The organism is Paraburkholderia terricola (assembly GCF_900142195.1).
Lineage (GTDB): Bacteria > Pseudomonadota > Gammaproteobacteria > Burkholderiales > Burkholderiaceae > Paraburkholderia > Paraburkholderia terricola.
Genome location: NZ_FRAB01000012.1, coordinates 71,510 through 87,286, shown reverse-complemented (window position 1 = coordinate 87,286; position 15,777 = coordinate 71,510). Strand labels below are relative to the sequence as shown.

General features: G+C 64.6%; 15 protein-coding genes and 1 riboswitch. Of the genes, 8 read left to right on the top strand and 7 right to left on the bottom strand.

Annotated elements, in window-relative coordinates:
- Positions 1-115: 115 nt before the first annotated feature.
- A complete protein-coding gene (locus BUE39_RS12995) occupies positions 116-1,099 on the bottom strand; it encodes a LysR family transcriptional regulator (RefSeq protein WP_176035730.1) in 984 nt (327 codons plus the stop codon).
- A gap of 120 nt (positions 1,100-1,219) precedes the next feature.
- Between BUE39_RS12995 and BUE39_RS12990 the strand changes: the two genes are divergently transcribed.
- The 4 genes from BUE39_RS12990 to ribB all read left to right on the top strand — a co-directional run bounded on the left by BUE39_RS12990 (position 1,220) and on the right by ribB (position 4,862).
- Complete coding sequence (locus tag BUE39_RS12990) at positions 1,220-1,639, top strand: VOC family protein (protein ID WP_073429076.1); 420 nt, start codon at positions 1,220-1,222, stop codon at positions 1,637-1,639.
- Positions 1,640-1,643: 4 nt separating this feature from the next.
- On the top strand, positions 1,644-2,810 hold the full coding sequence (locus tag BUE39_RS12985; RefSeq protein WP_073429075.1) for an MFS transporter: 1,167 nt from the start codon (positions 1,644-1,646) through the stop codon (positions 2,808-2,810).
- A 186-nt stretch (positions 2,811-2,996) separates the two neighbouring features.
- Positions 2,997-3,686 carry a helix-turn-helix domain-containing protein gene (locus tag BUE39_RS12980; RefSeq protein ID WP_073429074.1) on the top strand — a complete coding sequence of 230 codons (690 nt, stop codon included), beginning with the start codon at positions 2,997-2,999 and terminating at the stop codon, positions 3,684-3,686.
- Positions 3,687-3,813: 127 nt separating this feature from the next.
- Positions 3,814-3,998: riboswitch (FMN riboswitch) on the top strand.
- A gap of 147 nt (positions 3,999-4,145) precedes the next feature.
- Positions 4,146-4,862: a 3,4-dihydroxy-2-butanone-4-phosphate synthase gene (gene ribB, locus BUE39_RS12975; RefSeq protein WP_073429073.1), complete on the top strand. Its 717-nt coding sequence runs from the start codon at positions 4,146-4,148 to the stop codon at positions 4,860-4,862.
- 105 nt (positions 4,863-4,967) lie between these two features.
- Here the strand turns inward: ribB and BUE39_RS12970 are convergent, their stop codons facing one another.
- From BUE39_RS12970 to glpD, 4 genes are all read right to left on the bottom strand, one after another.
- Positions 4,968-5,654 (bottom strand): HAD family hydrolase, encoded by a 687-nt coding sequence (locus BUE39_RS12970; protein WP_073429151.1) that lies wholly within the window; start codon positions 5,652-5,654, stop codon positions 4,968-4,970.
- A 191-nt stretch (positions 5,655-5,845) separates the two neighbouring features.
- Positions 5,846-6,559: an MIP/aquaporin family protein gene (locus BUE39_RS12965; RefSeq protein WP_073429072.1), complete on the bottom strand. Its 714-nt coding sequence runs from the start codon at positions 6,557-6,559 to the stop codon at positions 5,846-5,848.
- A gap of 109 nt (positions 6,560-6,668) precedes the next feature.
- Positions 6,669-8,168 (bottom strand): glycerol kinase GlpK, encoded by a 1,500-nt coding sequence (gene glpK / locus BUE39_RS12960; RefSeq protein ID WP_073429071.1) that lies wholly within the window; start codon positions 8,166-8,168, stop codon positions 6,669-6,671.
- A gap of 182 nt (positions 8,169-8,350) precedes the next feature.
- Entirely contained in the window at positions 8,351-9,889 is a 1,539-nt protein-coding gene (gene glpD / locus BUE39_RS12955; protein WP_073429070.1) for a glycerol-3-phosphate dehydrogenase, read from the bottom strand.
- Between the two features lie 200 nt (positions 9,890-10,089).
- Here glpD and BUE39_RS12950 point away from each other — a divergent pair, with 200 nt between their 5' ends.
- The gene (locus tag BUE39_RS12950) at positions 10,090-10,464 is read left to right on the top strand and encodes a hypothetical protein (protein WP_176035727.1); all 375 of its coding nucleotides are present in this window, start codon (positions 10,090-10,092) and stop codon (positions 10,462-10,464) included.
- A 260-nt stretch (positions 10,465-10,724) separates the two neighbouring features.
- Here BUE39_RS12950 and BUE39_RS12945 read toward each other — a convergent pair whose 3' ends face one another.
- Positions 10,725-10,922, bottom strand: coding sequence for a hypothetical protein (locus BUE39_RS12945; protein WP_073429069.1), 198 nt, complete (start codon positions 10,920-10,922; stop codon positions 10,725-10,727).
- A 308-nt stretch (positions 10,923-11,230) separates the two neighbouring features.
- Complete coding sequence (locus BUE39_RS12940; RefSeq protein ID WP_073429068.1) at positions 11,231-12,010, bottom strand: DeoR/GlpR family DNA-binding transcription regulator; 780 nt, start codon at positions 12,008-12,010, stop codon at positions 11,231-11,233.
- Positions 12,011-12,324: 314 nt separating this feature from the next.
- On the opposite strand from BUE39_RS12940, the gene BUE39_RS12935 reads away from it, so the two are divergent.
- From BUE39_RS12935 to BUE39_RS12925, 3 genes are all read left to right on the top strand, one after another.
- Positions 12,325-13,962 carry a gamma-glutamyltransferase family protein gene (locus tag BUE39_RS12935; protein ID WP_073429067.1) on the top strand — a complete coding sequence of 546 codons (1,638 nt, stop codon included), beginning with the start codon at positions 12,325-12,327 and terminating at the stop codon, positions 13,960-13,962.
- A 346-nt stretch (positions 13,963-14,308) separates the two neighbouring features.
- Positions 14,309-15,136, top strand: a complete 828-nt coding sequence (locus tag BUE39_RS12930) for a ferritin-like domain-containing protein (protein ID WP_073429149.1) — start codon at positions 14,309-14,311, stop codon at positions 15,134-15,136.
- A 105-nt stretch (positions 15,137-15,241) separates the two neighbouring features.
- Positions 15,242-15,763 (top strand): pyridoxamine 5'-phosphate oxidase family protein, encoded by a 522-nt coding sequence (locus BUE39_RS12925; protein ID WP_073429066.1) that lies wholly within the window; start codon positions 15,242-15,244, stop codon positions 15,761-15,763.
- Positions 15,764-15,777 lie beyond the last annotated feature (14 nt).

The window sequence follows — 15,777 nt, the reverse complement described above, 5'->3', positions numbered from 1 at the left end:
TCGCAGTGGTTAACCTGGGGGCGTCAATTAAAAGGTGAAGAGGGGCGAAACATGCGGGCGGGCCGCGGAGCGGCGCTGCCGCCTTTTCAATGCAGGTTTGCCGCGTAGCTCAATATTATAGCCCTTCATCGGATGGGGTTTCGGGCGCTCCGTTCGCGCGCGGCCGCTCCGGCGGCAGGCCCAGCAAGCCTTCCAGTTCGTCCGACACCTGCGCGAAGCGCTCGCTCAAGAAATCCAGCAGCGCGCGCACGCGCGGCGCCATGAAGCGGTTGCGATGGTAGAGCGCGTGCAGCGGCGCATCGGGATAGCGCCACTCCGGCAGCAGGGTTTTCAGGCCGTCGGTGCGCAGATCCGCTTCCACGTCCCACATCGACTTGATCGCGATGCCGTAGCCGCGCAGCGCCCATTCGCGGGCGACCGCGCCGTCGTTCGTCTCGCGGGCCGTTTCGAGCGGCACCGTGTAGCTCTGTACTTCATCGCCGCGGGTGAAGCGCCATTCGTTGACCGGGCCGGACGCGGTGCCGAGCACGATGCAGTCGAAATTCGCGAGGTCGTGCGGATCCCTGGGTTCGCCCTTGCGCGCGATGTAGTCGGGCGATGCGCACAGCACGCGCCGGTTCGGCGCCAGCTTGCGCGCGACGAGCGAACTGTCCTGCGGCACGCCGAAGCGGATCGCCAGGTCGATGTCCTCCTGCACCAGATTCGACAGCGAGTCCGACAGCGTGAGCGCGAAGGTCACTTCCGGGTAGAGCGCGTTGAACTCGTCCAGCCAATGCATCAGCAGATTGCGGCCGAAGTCGGACGTCGCGGAGATGCGCACCTTGCCGCGCACCACGCCCTGGCCCGCTTGCAGCGCGGCTTCGGCGTCGTCGAGCGATTGCAGCGCCTGGCGGCAGCAGTTCAGGTACAGGCGGCCTTCGTCGGTGAGCCTGAGTTGCCGGGTGGTGCGCTCGAAGAGCCGGGCTTTCAGGCCGGCTTCCAGCTTGGCGAGGCGTGCGCTCGCCGCGGCGGGCGTCAAACCCAGCTTGCGGCCCGCCGCCGACAGGCTGCCCTGCTGCGCGGCTTCCACGAAGAGGCGGATATCACCGAGGTTATCCATCGTCATCCGACTTTCAATTTGGATTTGATAATGCTTCAAATGCTACGCCAATTATCAAAACCACGCGTGGCGGCGACAATCCAGTCCTCGAAAACCCTGGTGCGGCCAGCCGCTCACGCCATGCAACTCGATCACGCGACGATCGTCACCGCCGAACCCGACGCCGTCCGACGTTTTTTCGTCGGCGTCGTCGGGCTGGCGGACGGCGCGCGTCCGCCGTTTTCGATCGATGGCCATTGGCTGTACGCGAATGGTCGCCCGGTCATCCATCTGATCGAGGCGACGGCGCCCGGGCAAGCGGGACGTTCGACGCCGCGCATCGACCACATCGCATTCCGGCTGGAGGGCGCCGCCGAATGGCAGGCGCTGCTCGACCGTTTGCATGCGGCCGGCGTGGACTATCGGCTCGCGCGAGTGCCTCGGATGCGCGCGCAACCCGCCGAACTGCAACTGTTCGTCGCGCTCGCGCCGGGCGTCGTCATCGAATTCGTGACCGCGCTGCGCCACGGCGATCACGCTCAACTTGAGAACCTGGAGTAGAAGCATGCCCATTCCATTGCTCGCGCTGGCCATCAGCGCATTCGCGATCGGTACGACCGAATTCGTGATCATGGGGTTGTTGCCCGAGGTCGCGCACGACCTGGCCGTGTCGATTCCATCGGCCGGCTTGCTCGTGAGCGGCTACGCGCTGGGCGTCGCGGTCGGCGCGCCGCTGCTCGCGGTGCTCACCAGCAAGATGCCGCGCAAGCTGGCGTTGCAGTTGCTGATGGGCGTGTTCATCGTCGGCAATACGCTGTGCGCGATCGCGTCCAGCTATTCGGTGCTGATGATCGCGCGCGTGGTGACGTCGTTCGCGCACGGCTCGTTCTTCGGCATCGGCGCGGTGGTCGCGGCTTCGCTCGTGCCCGCCGAGAAGCGCGCGAGCGCGATTGCGCTGATGTTCACCGGCCTGACGCTGGCGAATGTGCTGGGCGTGCCGTTCGGCACGTTCATCGGCCAGCAATTCGGCTGGCGCGCGGCGTTCTGGATCGTCAGCGCATTGGGCGTGCTGTCGCTCGCGGGCGTCACGGCGCTGGTGCCGAATCGTCACGATGCCGGGCCGCTCGGTCTCGGTCATGAAGTGCGCGTGCTGAAAGACCCGCAAGTCTGGACCGCGCTCGCGATGACGGTGCTCGGCTTCGGCGGCGTGTTCGTGGTGTTCACCTATATCGCGCCGATTCTCGAACAGGTGAGCGGCTTCTCGCCGCGCGGCGTCACGTTGATTCTGGTGCTGTTCGGCGTGGGCCTCACGATCGGCAATACGGTGGGCGGCAAGCTCGCGGACCGCGCGCTGATGCCTTCGCTGATGGGCATTCTGGTCGCGCTCGCGGTGGTGATGGCGATCTTTGCGCGCACCAGCCATTCGCAGGTGGCCGCGGCGATCACGATCTTCGTGTGGGGCATCGCGGCATTCGCGACGGTGCCGCCGCTGCAGATGCGCGTGGTCGAAAAAGCGGCTGCCGCGCCGAATCTGGCCTCGACGCTGAACATCGGCGCGTTCAATGTGGGCAATGCGGGCGGCGCGTGGCTAGGCGGTTTGGTGATCGATCACGGCCATTCGCTCGATACGTTGCCGTGGGTCGCGGCGGCGGTGAGCGTCGCCGCGTTGCTGCTGACGTGGTTCGCCGCGCGCATGGATTCGCCGGAAGCGGTGGTGACGCAGCGGGCTTGACCGCGCGTGCGCCGCTCAGTCGCGGCGCTCGGCCCATATAAAGAATTCGCACAAGCTTTGCGGGAAGCGTCCTCCGCAATGCTGATAACAGTGTGAAGATAACTTCGTTGGGCGCGGCGGGACCCGATGCTATCTTGCTTCCACTAACCGCTTGCCCGCCGTCCGGCGGCGCTACAGGAGGCAATCATGCATTCCCCGCTTGCGCTGGTTCGCGATCCCGCCGCCGACCCCGGCACGTCGCCGCGTGCATCCGAACCCTTCGATGCACTGGAGCATCTGGTCGGCGTGAATCTCGCGCGTTTGCGCGCCGAGCGGCAACTCTCGCTCGACGCATTGGCTCGCGCTTCCGGCGTGTCGCGCGCGATGCTCGCGCAGATCGAATCGGCGCGCAGCGTGCCGTCCATCAAGGTGCTGTGCAAGGTGGCGGCGGCGCTGAAGGTGTCGGTGGCGGCGTTCTTGCGGCGGCATGCGACGAACGGCTTCGAGCATCTGCCGGCGGAGCGCTCGTCGCGCGTGGTCAGCTCGAACGGGCGCTATTCGGCGCGGCCGCTCTATCCCGACGCCGAACCGACCGCCGCCGAGTTTCACGAGTTGCGCATCGCGCCGTTGCACACCGAAGCCGGCACGCGCCGCGCGCCGGGCACGACGGTGAATCTGGTGGTGAGCGAAGGCACGCTGGAAGTCAGCGTGCACGATCAACGCCAGTTGCTCGCCACGGGTGACGCGATCGTGTTCGACGCCGATCAGCCGCATAGCCTGCGCAATCCCGGCGACACGGAAGCGCGCGCGTTTCGCGTCACGCTGAAGGCGGAGACGCCGCCGCGTTGGGACGTGCCCGCGCCGCACGAGACGACGCGCGAGGCCGCGCCGGTTTGATGGAATGGTGTGGGCGGACGCGGGCGCCGCGGCGCTGCCCTGGCGATGCCCGTCTGTCCAGTAGGGTTGCGCTGCGAGCCGGGCGCGACTGCTGTATGCTTTGCCAGCCGGTCGATTCCGGCAATCAGTGCGTCTTCAGGGCGGGGCGAAATTCCCCACCGGCGGTATGCCGGCAGCGCGAAAGCGTGAGCCGGCGAGCCCGCGAGCGCCCGCGTCGTTCAGGTTCTCAGCGTATCGAAAGCCGTAGCGGGGTCAGCAGATCTGGTGCGAAGCCAGAGCCGACGGTCAGAGTCCGGATGGAAGAAGATGTGCAGATAGTCATCTACGTTTTCCGTGGCGCCGCGAGTCATTCGAGCGGTGCGTGAACGGCGCTTCGGGCGGCGTTCAACGGCGCGTCCTTGTCTGTTTGCAATGCCCTGAAACGTTTCTCGCCCAACTTTTGCGATGAGCGTTTCAACCATGTCTTTTGCTGCTTTTCCCGCACCGTCGACGATTGCACCCGATGCATTCCTCGATCTCCCGCTGCTCGCCACCGAAGCCGTTCCGCCGCGCATCGCCGCCGCCTTGCAAGCCATGCGCGATGGCCGCGCCGTCGTCCTGCAGGACGACCACGACCGCGAGAACGAAGCCGATCTGATCGTGTCCGCCGAGCGTCTTTCCGTCGAAACCATGGCGCTGCTGATCCGCGAATGCAGCGGCATCGTCTGCCTGTGCCTGCCCGACGAGAAGATCCGCGCGCTCGAACTGCCGCCGATGGCCGTCAACAACGAAAGCCGTCACGGCACCGCGTTCACCGTGTCGATCGAGGCGCGCGACGGCGTGACCACCGGCGTATCCGCGCTTGATCGCGTGACGACGATTCGCGCCGCGATCGCCGATACGGCGAAGCCCGCCGACATCGTGCGGCCGGGCCACGTGTTCCCGTTGCGGGCGATGCCCGGCGGCGTGCTCGCGCGTCGCGGCCACACCGAGGGGACGGTCGACCTGGCGATTCTCGCGGGTCGGAAGCCGGCCGGCGTGCTGTGCGAACTGATGAACGCGGACGGCACGATGACGCGCGGCGCGGACGTCGAGCGCTTCGCACGGCAACACGATCTGCCGATGCTGACGATCGCCGAACTGGTGGCGTTTCGCGAGGCGCTGGCGGCGGCGCGGGAATGCGTGGCCGAAGCCTGAAGCGCGGCATGTGCGGCGCCGGATGATCCGGCACGCCGCTCAAACGACAAGGCCGACTGTTGCGCAGTCGGCCTTTTTTGTGGCTCGTGCCGCGAAGCGAAACGGCTACGACTGCACGTCTTTGAACTCGCCGCGCACGCCCGCCTCGATCAGCGCGGGCAGTTGATCCATGTGCTTCATGATGCGCGTCATGCCCATGTTGCGCAGCGCGTCCGCGTACCCGTCGGGAATATGGCTCGCGCCGACGAACGCGATCGTCTTCATGCCCGCCGCGCGCGCCGCGTTCAAACCGGCCACGCTGTCTTCCACGACGATGCATCGCGACGGATCCACGCCCAGCGTCTGCGCGGCGAAGCGATAGACATCGGGATAAGGCTTGGGCCGCGCCACCTGTTCGGCGCTGAAGATCCGCTCGCCGAAAATCTGCTGCAAGCCCGCGCGCCGCACCGAGGCATGCACGCGCGCCATCCGGCTATTCGACACGACCGCGGCCGGCAGCGTGACGCGTTGCAATGCGTCACGCACGCCGTTGATCGGGCTGAGCGATGCGGCGAGCGCGAGTTCGACCTGATGTTCGACGGTCGCGAGAAAGTCCGCGGGCAGCACGATATCGAACGACTTCTCGATGCCTTCGAGAAAGCGCGAGGTTTGCTGGCCAAAGGCCGTCTTGACGACCGCTTCGAAGTCGAGACCGGGGAAGGCGGCGGTCAGCGTTTCGACCATCACGCGGTCGGCGATGATTTCGCTGTCGACGAGCACGCCGTCGCAGTCACAGATGAGGTGGTCGATCATGCCTTGAAACGGAAAGCGGAAAGCGCGTGAGCCAGGCGAAAGCAAGCTCGGGCGCGGATTGAAAAGCGCCATGATACGTGCTTTGGCGCGGGCTGCGCGACGCCGCTGCTTTGCGTTCGCGCGCTTCTTGACCGCGGCTTCGTGCCCGCTCTTTAACTACCGCTTCTTAACCGCATTGCCTGGCCGCAAGGTCAGTGCGTGTGCAGGTACAAATACAGCCCCGCTGCCACCGCGCCGCCCACCAGCGGACCGAACACCGGAATCCACGCATAACGCCAGTCGCTGTCGCGCTTGCCGGGAATCGGCAGCAGCGTGTGCATCAGACGCGGCGACAAGTCGCGCGCCGGGCTCATTGCATAGCCGGTCGGGCCGCCGAGCGAGATGCCGATGCCGAGCACCAGCAGGCCGACCGGCAACGCGTCGAGCGCGCCGAGACCCACTTCGGGCGCAGCCAGATACAGCACGCCGAGAATCAGCACGAAGGTCGCGATCATTTCAGTCAACAGGTTGTGCGGCACGCTGCGAATCGCCGGCGACGTGCAGAACACGCCGAGCTTCACATCGGCATCGCCTTCTTTCGCGAAATGCTGGCGATACGCGACCCACACGAGCAGCGCGCCCGCCATGCCGCCGAGCATCTGCGCCGCGATGTAGCCGGGCACCTTGGCCCAGGCGAACTTGCCGGCCAGTGCGAGACTCACCGTCACGACAGGATTCAGGTGCGCCCCGCTAAACGACGCGGTGACGTAGACGGCGATGAACACGGCCATCGCCCAGCCCATCACGATGACGATCAGGTCCGCGCCTTTGCCTTTGGTGCGCGCGAGCAGCACATTGGCGACGGCGCCGTCGCCGAGCAGCACCACCAGCGCCGTGCCGATGAATTCCGCAATGTAAGGAGACATCGAAGGTTGATCCGAAACAGGGTTGTCAGGAAGCCGCCGGATAAGCGGCTTCGTTGCATCGAGAGGTTGGGGTCAAGCGGGTTTGGGCCGCGCGGGTCGGTCAGGACGCTCAGGACGCGTCGGCCCAGGCCTTGGCGGCGCGGATCGCGCGTTGCCAGCCGTCGAGGCATTGCTTGACGTCGGCGTGCGGCAGCGCGGGTGTGAAGCGGCGCTCCAGCTTCCACTGCTTCTGGAGTTCGTCCACGTCCTTCCAGTAGCCGACCGCGAGGCCGGCCAGATAGGCCGCGCCCAGCGCGGTCGTTTCGGCAACCTTCGGACGTACCGCGTCGACGCCGAGAATGTCGGCCTGGAATTGCATCAGCAGATTATTCGCGCAAGCGCCGCCGTCCACGCGCAATTCGCCGATGCGAATGCCGGAATCGGCTTCCATGGCCTTCAGCACGTCGAGCGATTGATAGGCGATCGAATCGAGCGCGGCGCGTGCGATATGCGCGGAGGTCGTGCCGCGCGTCACGCCGAACAGCGTGCCGCGCGCGCGTGCATTCCAATGCGGCGCGCCGAGCCCGGCGAAGGCCGGCACCAGATACACGCCGTCGCAATGTGGCACGCTGCGCGCCAGCGTTTCGATTTCCGCCGCGCTCTTGATGATGCCGAGGCCGTCGCGCAACCATTGCACCACCGCGCCGGCAATGAAGATGCTGCCTTCGAGCGCGTAGTTGATCTGGTCGCCGATTTGCCAGGCGATCGTGGTGACGAGATTGTTCTTCGACTCGATCGGCTTATCGCCGGTATTCATCACGAGGAAGCAGCCCGTGCCGTAGGTGTTCTTCACCATGCCCGACTGCGTGCACATCTGCCCGAACAGCGCGGCGTGCTGATCGCCGGCGATGCCCGCGAGCGGAATCTTGGAGGCGAACACGGTGGTCCTGGTCGGCCCATAGACTTCCGACGACGCCCGCACTTCCGGCAACATGCTGCGTGGAATGTCGAGCGCGTCGAGCAGTTCGTCGTCCCACTTCAGCGTATGGATGTTGAAGAGCATCGTGCGCGATGCGTTGGTCACGTCGGTGACATGCAGGCCGCCCTTGGTGAAATTCCACACCAGCCAGCTATCGACCGTGCCGAATGCGAGGCGGCCTTGCCTCGCCTTTTCGCGCGCGCCTTCGACGTTGTCGAGAATCCAGCGAATCTTGGTGGCCGAGAAGTACGAGTCGATCGGCAGGCCGGTTTTCGCGCGGACCTTTTCCTCCAGACCTCGCTCCTTGAGCTGGTCGCAGAAGTCGGCGGTGCGGCGGTCTTGCCAGACGATCGCGTTATAGACGGGATGGCCGGTTTCGCGGTCCCACACGACGGTGGTTTCGCGTTGATTGGTGATGCCGATCGCGGCGATGGAGGTGCCGTTCATGCCGGCGCGCGTCACGGCTTCGGCGGCGACGCCGGCTTGCGTCGACCAGATTTCCTGCGCATCGTGCTCGACCCAGCCCGGATGCGGATAGATTTGCTGGAATTCCTTCTGAGCGGTCGACACGATATTGCCGAGCCGGTCGAATAGCATCGCACGCGAACTGGTGGTGCCTTGGTCGAGCGCGAGGATGTACTGATCCTGCATTGTCTCTTCTCCATGCGTTTTATGGATCGCCGGACTGCGGACCGGCGACGGGAACGGCTTGTTGTTTTGAGCGGGCCGCAATGGTTTCGTGCGTGCCGGCTTCGTCTAGCCGAGGGGTGAATCGGTCGGGTTCACGCGAGCCACGAGCGCGGTGGGCTGCGACGGCTGCGCCGAGAGTCTAACTATGCGCTCTGTCGCACCGGTTCGCGTGCGAACCACGCGTCGATGTCGTGCGTGATCGAATCGAGCGTGCCCGGCTCGACATGCAGCCCGAGTTTCGACCGGCGCCACAGCACGTCCTGAGCGCTGCGCGCCCATTCGGTGTCGCGCAGATAAACCAGCTCGGCCTCGTACAGACCCGGCGCGAATGCACGGCCGAGATCGGCCACCGAGCGCGCGTTGCCGATCACGCGCTCGACGCGCGTGCCGTATGCGCGGGCGAGGCGGTAAGCCAGGTCGGCCGGCAGCCACGCATGCTGCTGCTTGAATTCGGTGACGAAGCGCTCGAAGTTCGCGTGCGCGATGTCGCCGCCGGGCAAGGGCGCGCCGGCTGTCCACGAGGGTGCGGCGTTCGCGTTGCCGCCCAGCGCTTGCGCGAGTTTGTCGACGGCTTCTTCAGCGAGCTTGCGAAAGGTGGTGATCTTGCCGCCGAACACCGAGAGCAGCGGCGCTTCGTCCGCGGGCGCGTCGAGTTCGAGCGAGTAATCGCGCGTGACCGCCGACGGATTGTCCGCGCCTTCTTCCTCGAGCAGCGGCCGCACGCCCGAATAGGTCCAGCGCACGTCGGCCGGCGAAATCTTTTCCTTGAAGTAGCGGTTGATCGAATCGCACAGGTACTGGATTTCCTCCGCGTTGATCGCCACCTGCGAGGGGTCGCCGCGATATTCGATATCCGTCGTGCCGATCAGCGTGTAATCGTGCTCGTACGGAATCGCGAAGATGATCCGCTTGTCGGGATTCTGGAAGATGTACGCGTGATCGTGTTCGAACAGGCGCCGCGTGACGATATGGCTGCCTTTCACGAGGCGCACGCTATGCGACGCCTTGCGGCCGAGCGCGCCTTGCAGCAGTTCGCCGACCCACGGGCCCGCGGCGTTGGCGATCGAGGCTGCGCGAACGTCGAGCAGCGTGCCATCCGCGCGCTTGAGTTGCGCGCGCCATTCGCCGCCCGCGCGCACCGCGCTGACGAGCTTCGTGCGCGTGAGGATTTTCGCGCCGCGCTCCTGGGCATCCAGCGCGTTCAGGACGACGAGTCGCGCGTCGTTGACCCAGCCGTCCGAATACACGAAGCCGCGCTTGATCGAATCGACGAGCGGTGCGCCCGCCGGATGATTGCGCATCACGATGCCGCGCGAACCGGGCAGCAGTTCACGCCTGGCGAGGTGATCGTAGAGGAACAGGCCGGCGCGAATCAGCCAGGCCGGCCGCAGATCGGGCATGTGCGGCATCACGAAGCGCAACGGCCACATGATGTGGGGCGCTGCGCGCAGCAGCGTTTCGCGCTCCTGCAGCGCCTTGCGCACGAGACCGAACTCGCGGTACTCGAGATAGCGCAGGCCGCCGTGAATCAGTTTGGTGCTCGCCGACGACGTGTGCGCCGCGAGGTCGTCCTGTTCGCACAGCAGCACCGACAGGCCGCGGCCCGCCGCGTCGCGAGCAATTCCCGCGCCGTTGATCCCGCCGCCCACGACGAGCAAATCGTATCTCGAGCCTTGCGTCACCTGCTGTGTCCCCTAGGTGTTGTCGGAAGTCGTATGGAAAATCTATCGAACCGCTGGTGTTCGTTTTCGAACTTTAATGAACATATTCGAAAAAGTAAAGTTCGGTTTGCCGGGTCACCTCTTTGTCTCGCGGGTGGAGTGGTGGCGCAACGCGCGGCCACGGACGATACTCTGCGCAGTAGCCATTTGGAGGGGAATTCATGCGTGGACTTTTGATGATCGGCGCCGCTGCGCTTCTCACGGGGTGCGTCGGCACGCCAAGCCTGAACGGGACGATGGGCGCGCCGTCGTTCGCGTCGTTGCAGCAGATGTGCAGCGCCGAGCCGGTCGATTACGGCAACGACGCCCAAGGCGTGTATGCGACGTTATTCGATGCTTATGTGGCGAACCGGCGCGGCAAGCTATCGAAAGACCAGTACTGCGCGTTTCAGGCCACGATCGCGCAGCGCTATGCAAGTCAAGGCATGAGCGCGGATCCGCAGGTGCGCAACCAGTGGGTCGCGTTCTTCACCGATCAGCGGGCCAGGGCGCTGAGCTGGCGCGCCGCGGTCGATCCGACCTTGCGCAGCGGTTGAGGCTCGGCTTCGGCCGGGGCCGCGGGGCTTTCGCTCGATAGAGCTCGATAAAATCCACGCGGCATTGCGGCGTGACGGCGCGCGCCTGGCTCGGGGCGCGACGAAGCGGCCGCGCCCCACGGCGGCGGCCGAATCACTTGAAGAAAATAGATGCATCGTCAAGGCGACGCGGGCGCGCCACGTCTGCGGCGCAACCCATGCTCACGCCTCCGGATGTCGGCTGGCGACTCCGGTGGCTGCAGCCATAACCCAGAACGTAGCTAGGAAAAACGTTTGATGGCCCTCAGTGCGCTATCGCCGCTTTCAGTGACGCGCCATTGTTCATTGCCCGATGCGAGCCGTTCGAGTTGCACCAACTGGCGTTCCAGTAGTGCATCGAGTTCTTCCCGCTCCATGTCGACCTGATTGGGAGCGTCCTTGACGAGCAACAGCGTGGCGAATTCATGCGGACTCAGCATCGTTCTCTCCATGTCAAGCAAACGCGGACGGCCTTGCCGGCAACTGGCCAGAGGCCAGTGAGGTCCGCTACAGGATCAGGCGGGAAGTACGGCTTACGCGACGGGTTCACGCAACCGGCGCTACGCGGAATGCGAAACGAACGTCGGGGAACTGGAGTGTAGTCAACCGCACGTTAAACACCAAAGGAGCCCCAGTAAATTTTCCCTTTGACAATCCAGCGCCGTCGAGGCGGTTCAAGGCAGCGGGCAAATCCTTGAATTCACTCGAAGTTTCGCGTGCGCTGCAACATGGCGGAGAACGCCTGGCTTTACCCGGCGACGTACACCTGGCAATTGGCGGCGGTGAGCGTTTCCATCATTTCGGCGGGCGGCGCGGTGTCGGTGAAAAGGGCGTCGATCTGGTCGAGATGACCTTGGCGAACTAGCGCGGGCCGGCCGAACTTCGAGTTGTCGGCAGCGAGAAAGACGGTGCGCGCATGCTGGATGATCGCCTCGGCCACGCGCACTTCGCGGGTGTCGAAATCGCGCAGCGTGCCGTCCGTTTCGATGCTCGACGTGCCGATGATCGCGAAGTCCACCTTGAACTGGCGGATGAAATCGATCGCCAGTTCGCCGACGATCCCTTTGTCCCACGGCCGCACGATGCCGCCCGTCACCAGCACCTCGCAATCCGGATAACCGCTCATCATGCTGGCGACATTCAGATTGTTGGTGATCACGCGCAGGCCGCGATGCCGGTTGAGCGCGCGGGCGACTTCCTCGGTGGTGGTGCCGAGGTTGATGAACAGCGAGGCCTGGTCGGGAATGTGCGTGGCGACCAGCGCCGCGATGCGCCGTTTCTCGTCATGGAACATCCGCTGACGCGCCGTGTAGGACACGTTCTCGGAACTGGTCGGCAAACTGGCGCCACCGTGATAGCGGCGCAGCAGGTTCATGTCGGCGAGCCAGTTGACGTCGCGGCGAATGGTCTGCGGCGTCACGTCGAAGTGAGCCGCGAGGTCGTCCACGGTCACGAAGCCGTCGCGTTGCACCCACTCCAGCAGTTCCTGTTGCCGGGCATTGAGAGTCAGGCGGGGGTCTCGGGTCATGTGTCTCGGGTCGTGGGTTTTTATCGGCGCTGCCCGCCGCCGGCGGGCTCAGCCGGGCCGGAAACGAGCGATGCGTGAACGGGGTGAGCGTATTGTAAGACCATCGCGAGCCGTGTCCGTCATCTCGCGCAACATGCGTGCGATCGGCGACGATGCGTGACGGCATTCAGCCTCGCCATGCATTGATTCATTTCGCAAATGAATTTGTTTTTTGTGCCGGATCGCGCTGCAATCCGGGGTTCCGTTTTTTTTACCCGTTCCTGTGGCTGCGGCGATGTTCACGCGCCGGGCCGCGCTTTCGAGAGTGTTCGACCATGACTGGCTTCAACTGGCAAAACCCTTATCCAACGCCGCGTCTGCCCGTATTCGCGCGCAACATCGTGTCGACGTCGCATCCGCTTGCCGCGCAGGCGGGGCTGCGCATGCTGTGGAAAGGCGGCAATGCCGTCGACGCGGCGATCGCGGCGGCGGCCGCCATCACGGTGGTCGAGCCGGTGTCGTGCGGCTTGGGCGGCGACGCGTTCGCGTTGGTGTGGGACGGCGCGAAGCTGCACGGCTTGAACGCGTCGGGCGTGTCGCCCTCGGCGTGGAACGTCGACTATTTCAAGCGCAAGTACGGCGAGCAAAACGGCCTCGCGAAGCAGCCCGTGCGCGGCTGGGATGCCGTGACGGTGCCCGGCGTGATCGCGGGCTGGGAAGCGCTGCATCAAAAATTCGGCTCGCTGCCGTTCGCCGATCTGATGGAGCCGGCGATCGAAATCGCCGAGCGCGGTCACGCGGTGGCGAGCATCGTCGCCCATAAGTGGGCGGCGGCCGTGCCCGACCTGAAAGACCAGCCGGGCTTCGCGCAAACCTTCATGCCGCGTGGCCGCGCGCCCGAAGTGAGCGAACTGGTGCGCTTTCCGGGCCACGCGAAGACGCTGCGCAAGCTCGCCGAGCAAGGTCCGCGCGCTTACTACGAAGGCGAGATCGCCGAGCGGATCGCCGCATTTTCGCGCGAGGGCGGCGGCGCGCTGACCATCGACGACCTGCGCAACTATCGCGCGGATTGGGTCGAGCCGATCGGCAAGGCGTATCGCGGCTACACCGTGCATGAGATTCCGCCGAACGGGCAGGGCATCGCGGCGCTGATCGCGCTGGGCATCCTCGAAAAATTCGATGTGAAGGCGCTCGCCGTCGACAACGTCGAATCGCAGCATTTGCAGATCGAAGCGATGAAGCTCGCGTTCGCCGACGTCTACCGCTACGTGGCCGATCCGCGTTCGATGGAAGTCACGCCCGAGCAGATGCTCGACGACGCCTACCTCACTTCGCGCGCGAAGCTGATCGACCACAAGCGCGCGACGCCGTTCGACTTCGGCATGCCGAAAGCGGGCGGCACGATCTATATGTCGGTGGCCGACGAGCGCGGCATGATGGTCAGCTTCATCCAGTCGAACTACATGGGTTTCGGTTCGGGCATCGTGGTGCCGGACACCGGCATCTCCATGCAGAATCGCGGCTGCGGTTTCTCGATGGACCCGAAGTCGCCGAACGTCGTGGAAGGCGGCAAGCGGCCGTTCCACACGATCATTCCGTCGTTCCTCACGCAGCAGGTGGACGGCAAGCAGGAAGCGGTGATGAGCTTCGGCGTGATGGGCGGCGACATGCAGCCGCAAGGTCATCTGCAATCGATCGTCAGGATGCTCGACTACGGTCAGCAGCCGCAGGCCGCTTGCGATGCGCCGCGCTGGAAGGTCAACCGCGACTTCACGCTCGACGTCGAAGCGACGCTCGATTCGAACACCGCCGCAGCCTTGCAGAAGCTCGGCCACACGATCAAGTCGGTTGACGATCCGTACATGGACTTCGGCTCCGGCCAGTACATCTGGAAGCTCGATCGCAACGATCCCGAGCGCGGCTATGTGGCGGCGAGCGACAGCCGTCGTGACGGACTGGCCGCCGGGTTCTGAGCGGTTCCATCCGCGAAGCGCGGCGCCGTTCAAAGGGGCGCTTCGCATGCGCAATCCGCGGGGCGCTTCATGCAGGCTCAAGCCAGCTCGCCGAGCTGGCTTTTTTACGCCTCACGCACGGCGCTCCCGTTCGACGGTGTCATCGACTACCCTGGGATTGAACTGCGACGTTCCGGCATGGTCTGTGCTGGGTTATCTGCAGAGTTGCGAAACACCGGCTAAGATGCAAGATACAAGGGGTTAACTCTAATTCACGACGCTGTATCAGACACGGCGGACCACCTGGCGAGAGCGGGCGGTTGCGAGCATGCTCCACGAGTCGATACAGCTTTCGGAGCAAGACACGATGCACACAGAGCCGAACCACGCCATGCCCTGGCGGATCGAGGATATCGACCTCACCCGCATAGATCGCCAGAAGGCTGTCGCCAACGAAGATTTGCTGTTGCTGCTGTGCGCCGCTTCGTTTATCGAAAGCGGCACCGATCTTTACACGAGTAATCTGAGCACGTTCTTCGACGGCGATCCCGAGGTCTCCGCCTGGCTCAACAACGAGTGGGAGCCGGAGGAAATGCAGCACGGCCGGGCGCTCAAGACGTATATCGCTTACGTCTGGCCCGAGTTCGATTGGGACACCGCGTTCCGCAATTTCATGGACGAGTATTCGCTCACGTGTTCGGTGGAAGATTTCGAAAAGACGCGTGCGCTCGAAATGGTCGCGCGCTGCGTGGTCGAAACCGGCACGGCAACGCTGTATCGCGCGATCGGCGAATGCTCGGACGAACCCGTGCTCAAGCAGATTACCGACAACATCCGCATCGACGAAGTCCGTCACTACAAGCACTTTTTCAAATACTTCAAGAAGTACAACAAGATCGAAGGCAACGGCCGTCTCGCCGTGCTCGGCGCGTTGATGCGCCGGGTAATGGAGATCAAGAACGAAGACTCGGAGATCGCGCTGCGCCACGTGTTCGCAATTCGCTATCCGGAGCGTGTGCACGATTCGCTCTACAACCGCGAGCGCGCGGCGCGCATCAATGCGCTGGTGCGGCGCAATCTGTCGGCCGATATGTGCGTGAAGATGCTGCTCAAGCCGCTCGATCTGCCCGCGAGGATTCAGCCGGGCGTGCATTATCCGCTCGCCAAGATCACGCAGCACGTCTTCTTCCGCTGAGTTTTCAGTTGGCTTGCCGCATGAACACCAATGGCCCGCTCGTGCGGGCCATTCGCTCTTCGAGGCATTTTTGAGCCTGACCGACTTACTCGACGGATCGACACGATGAGCGACTCTCCCGCGCCCCCCCGTCCGCTCGAACAGAACGTGTTCGACGAATGGCCCGATGCCGTGCGCGCGCTGTTCGACGGTTCGTCGCTGGCGAGCAAGACGGGGTTCACCGCCTCGCTGCTGAGCGTCGATACGAATGGTCATGTGCGTACGTCGCTGCTCGGCGTCGGCGAACTGTATGCGCCGGATTCGCGCACGCTGTGCATCGCGTTGTGGCCGCAAGCGAGGGCCACGCGCGCGATCGAGCGCAACGGCCGGGCCGCATTGACCTTTGTTTGCGATGAGGCGTTTTATCAGGTGCAGTTGCGGGTCGCGCCGCTGCCTTGCGTTGAAGGCGACGACAGCGGACTGGTCTATCTGATCTGCTCGATCGACTCGGCGGAGACGCAAAGCGTGCGTTATGCGCGCCTGACGAGCGGCATCACGTTCGAACTGGAAGAAGAGGGGAAAGAGGCGGTGCTCGACCGATGGAAACGGCAGATCGAGCACCTGAAGCGAACGGCGGCCAGCCGTTAGTCCCTTGTTGCGCT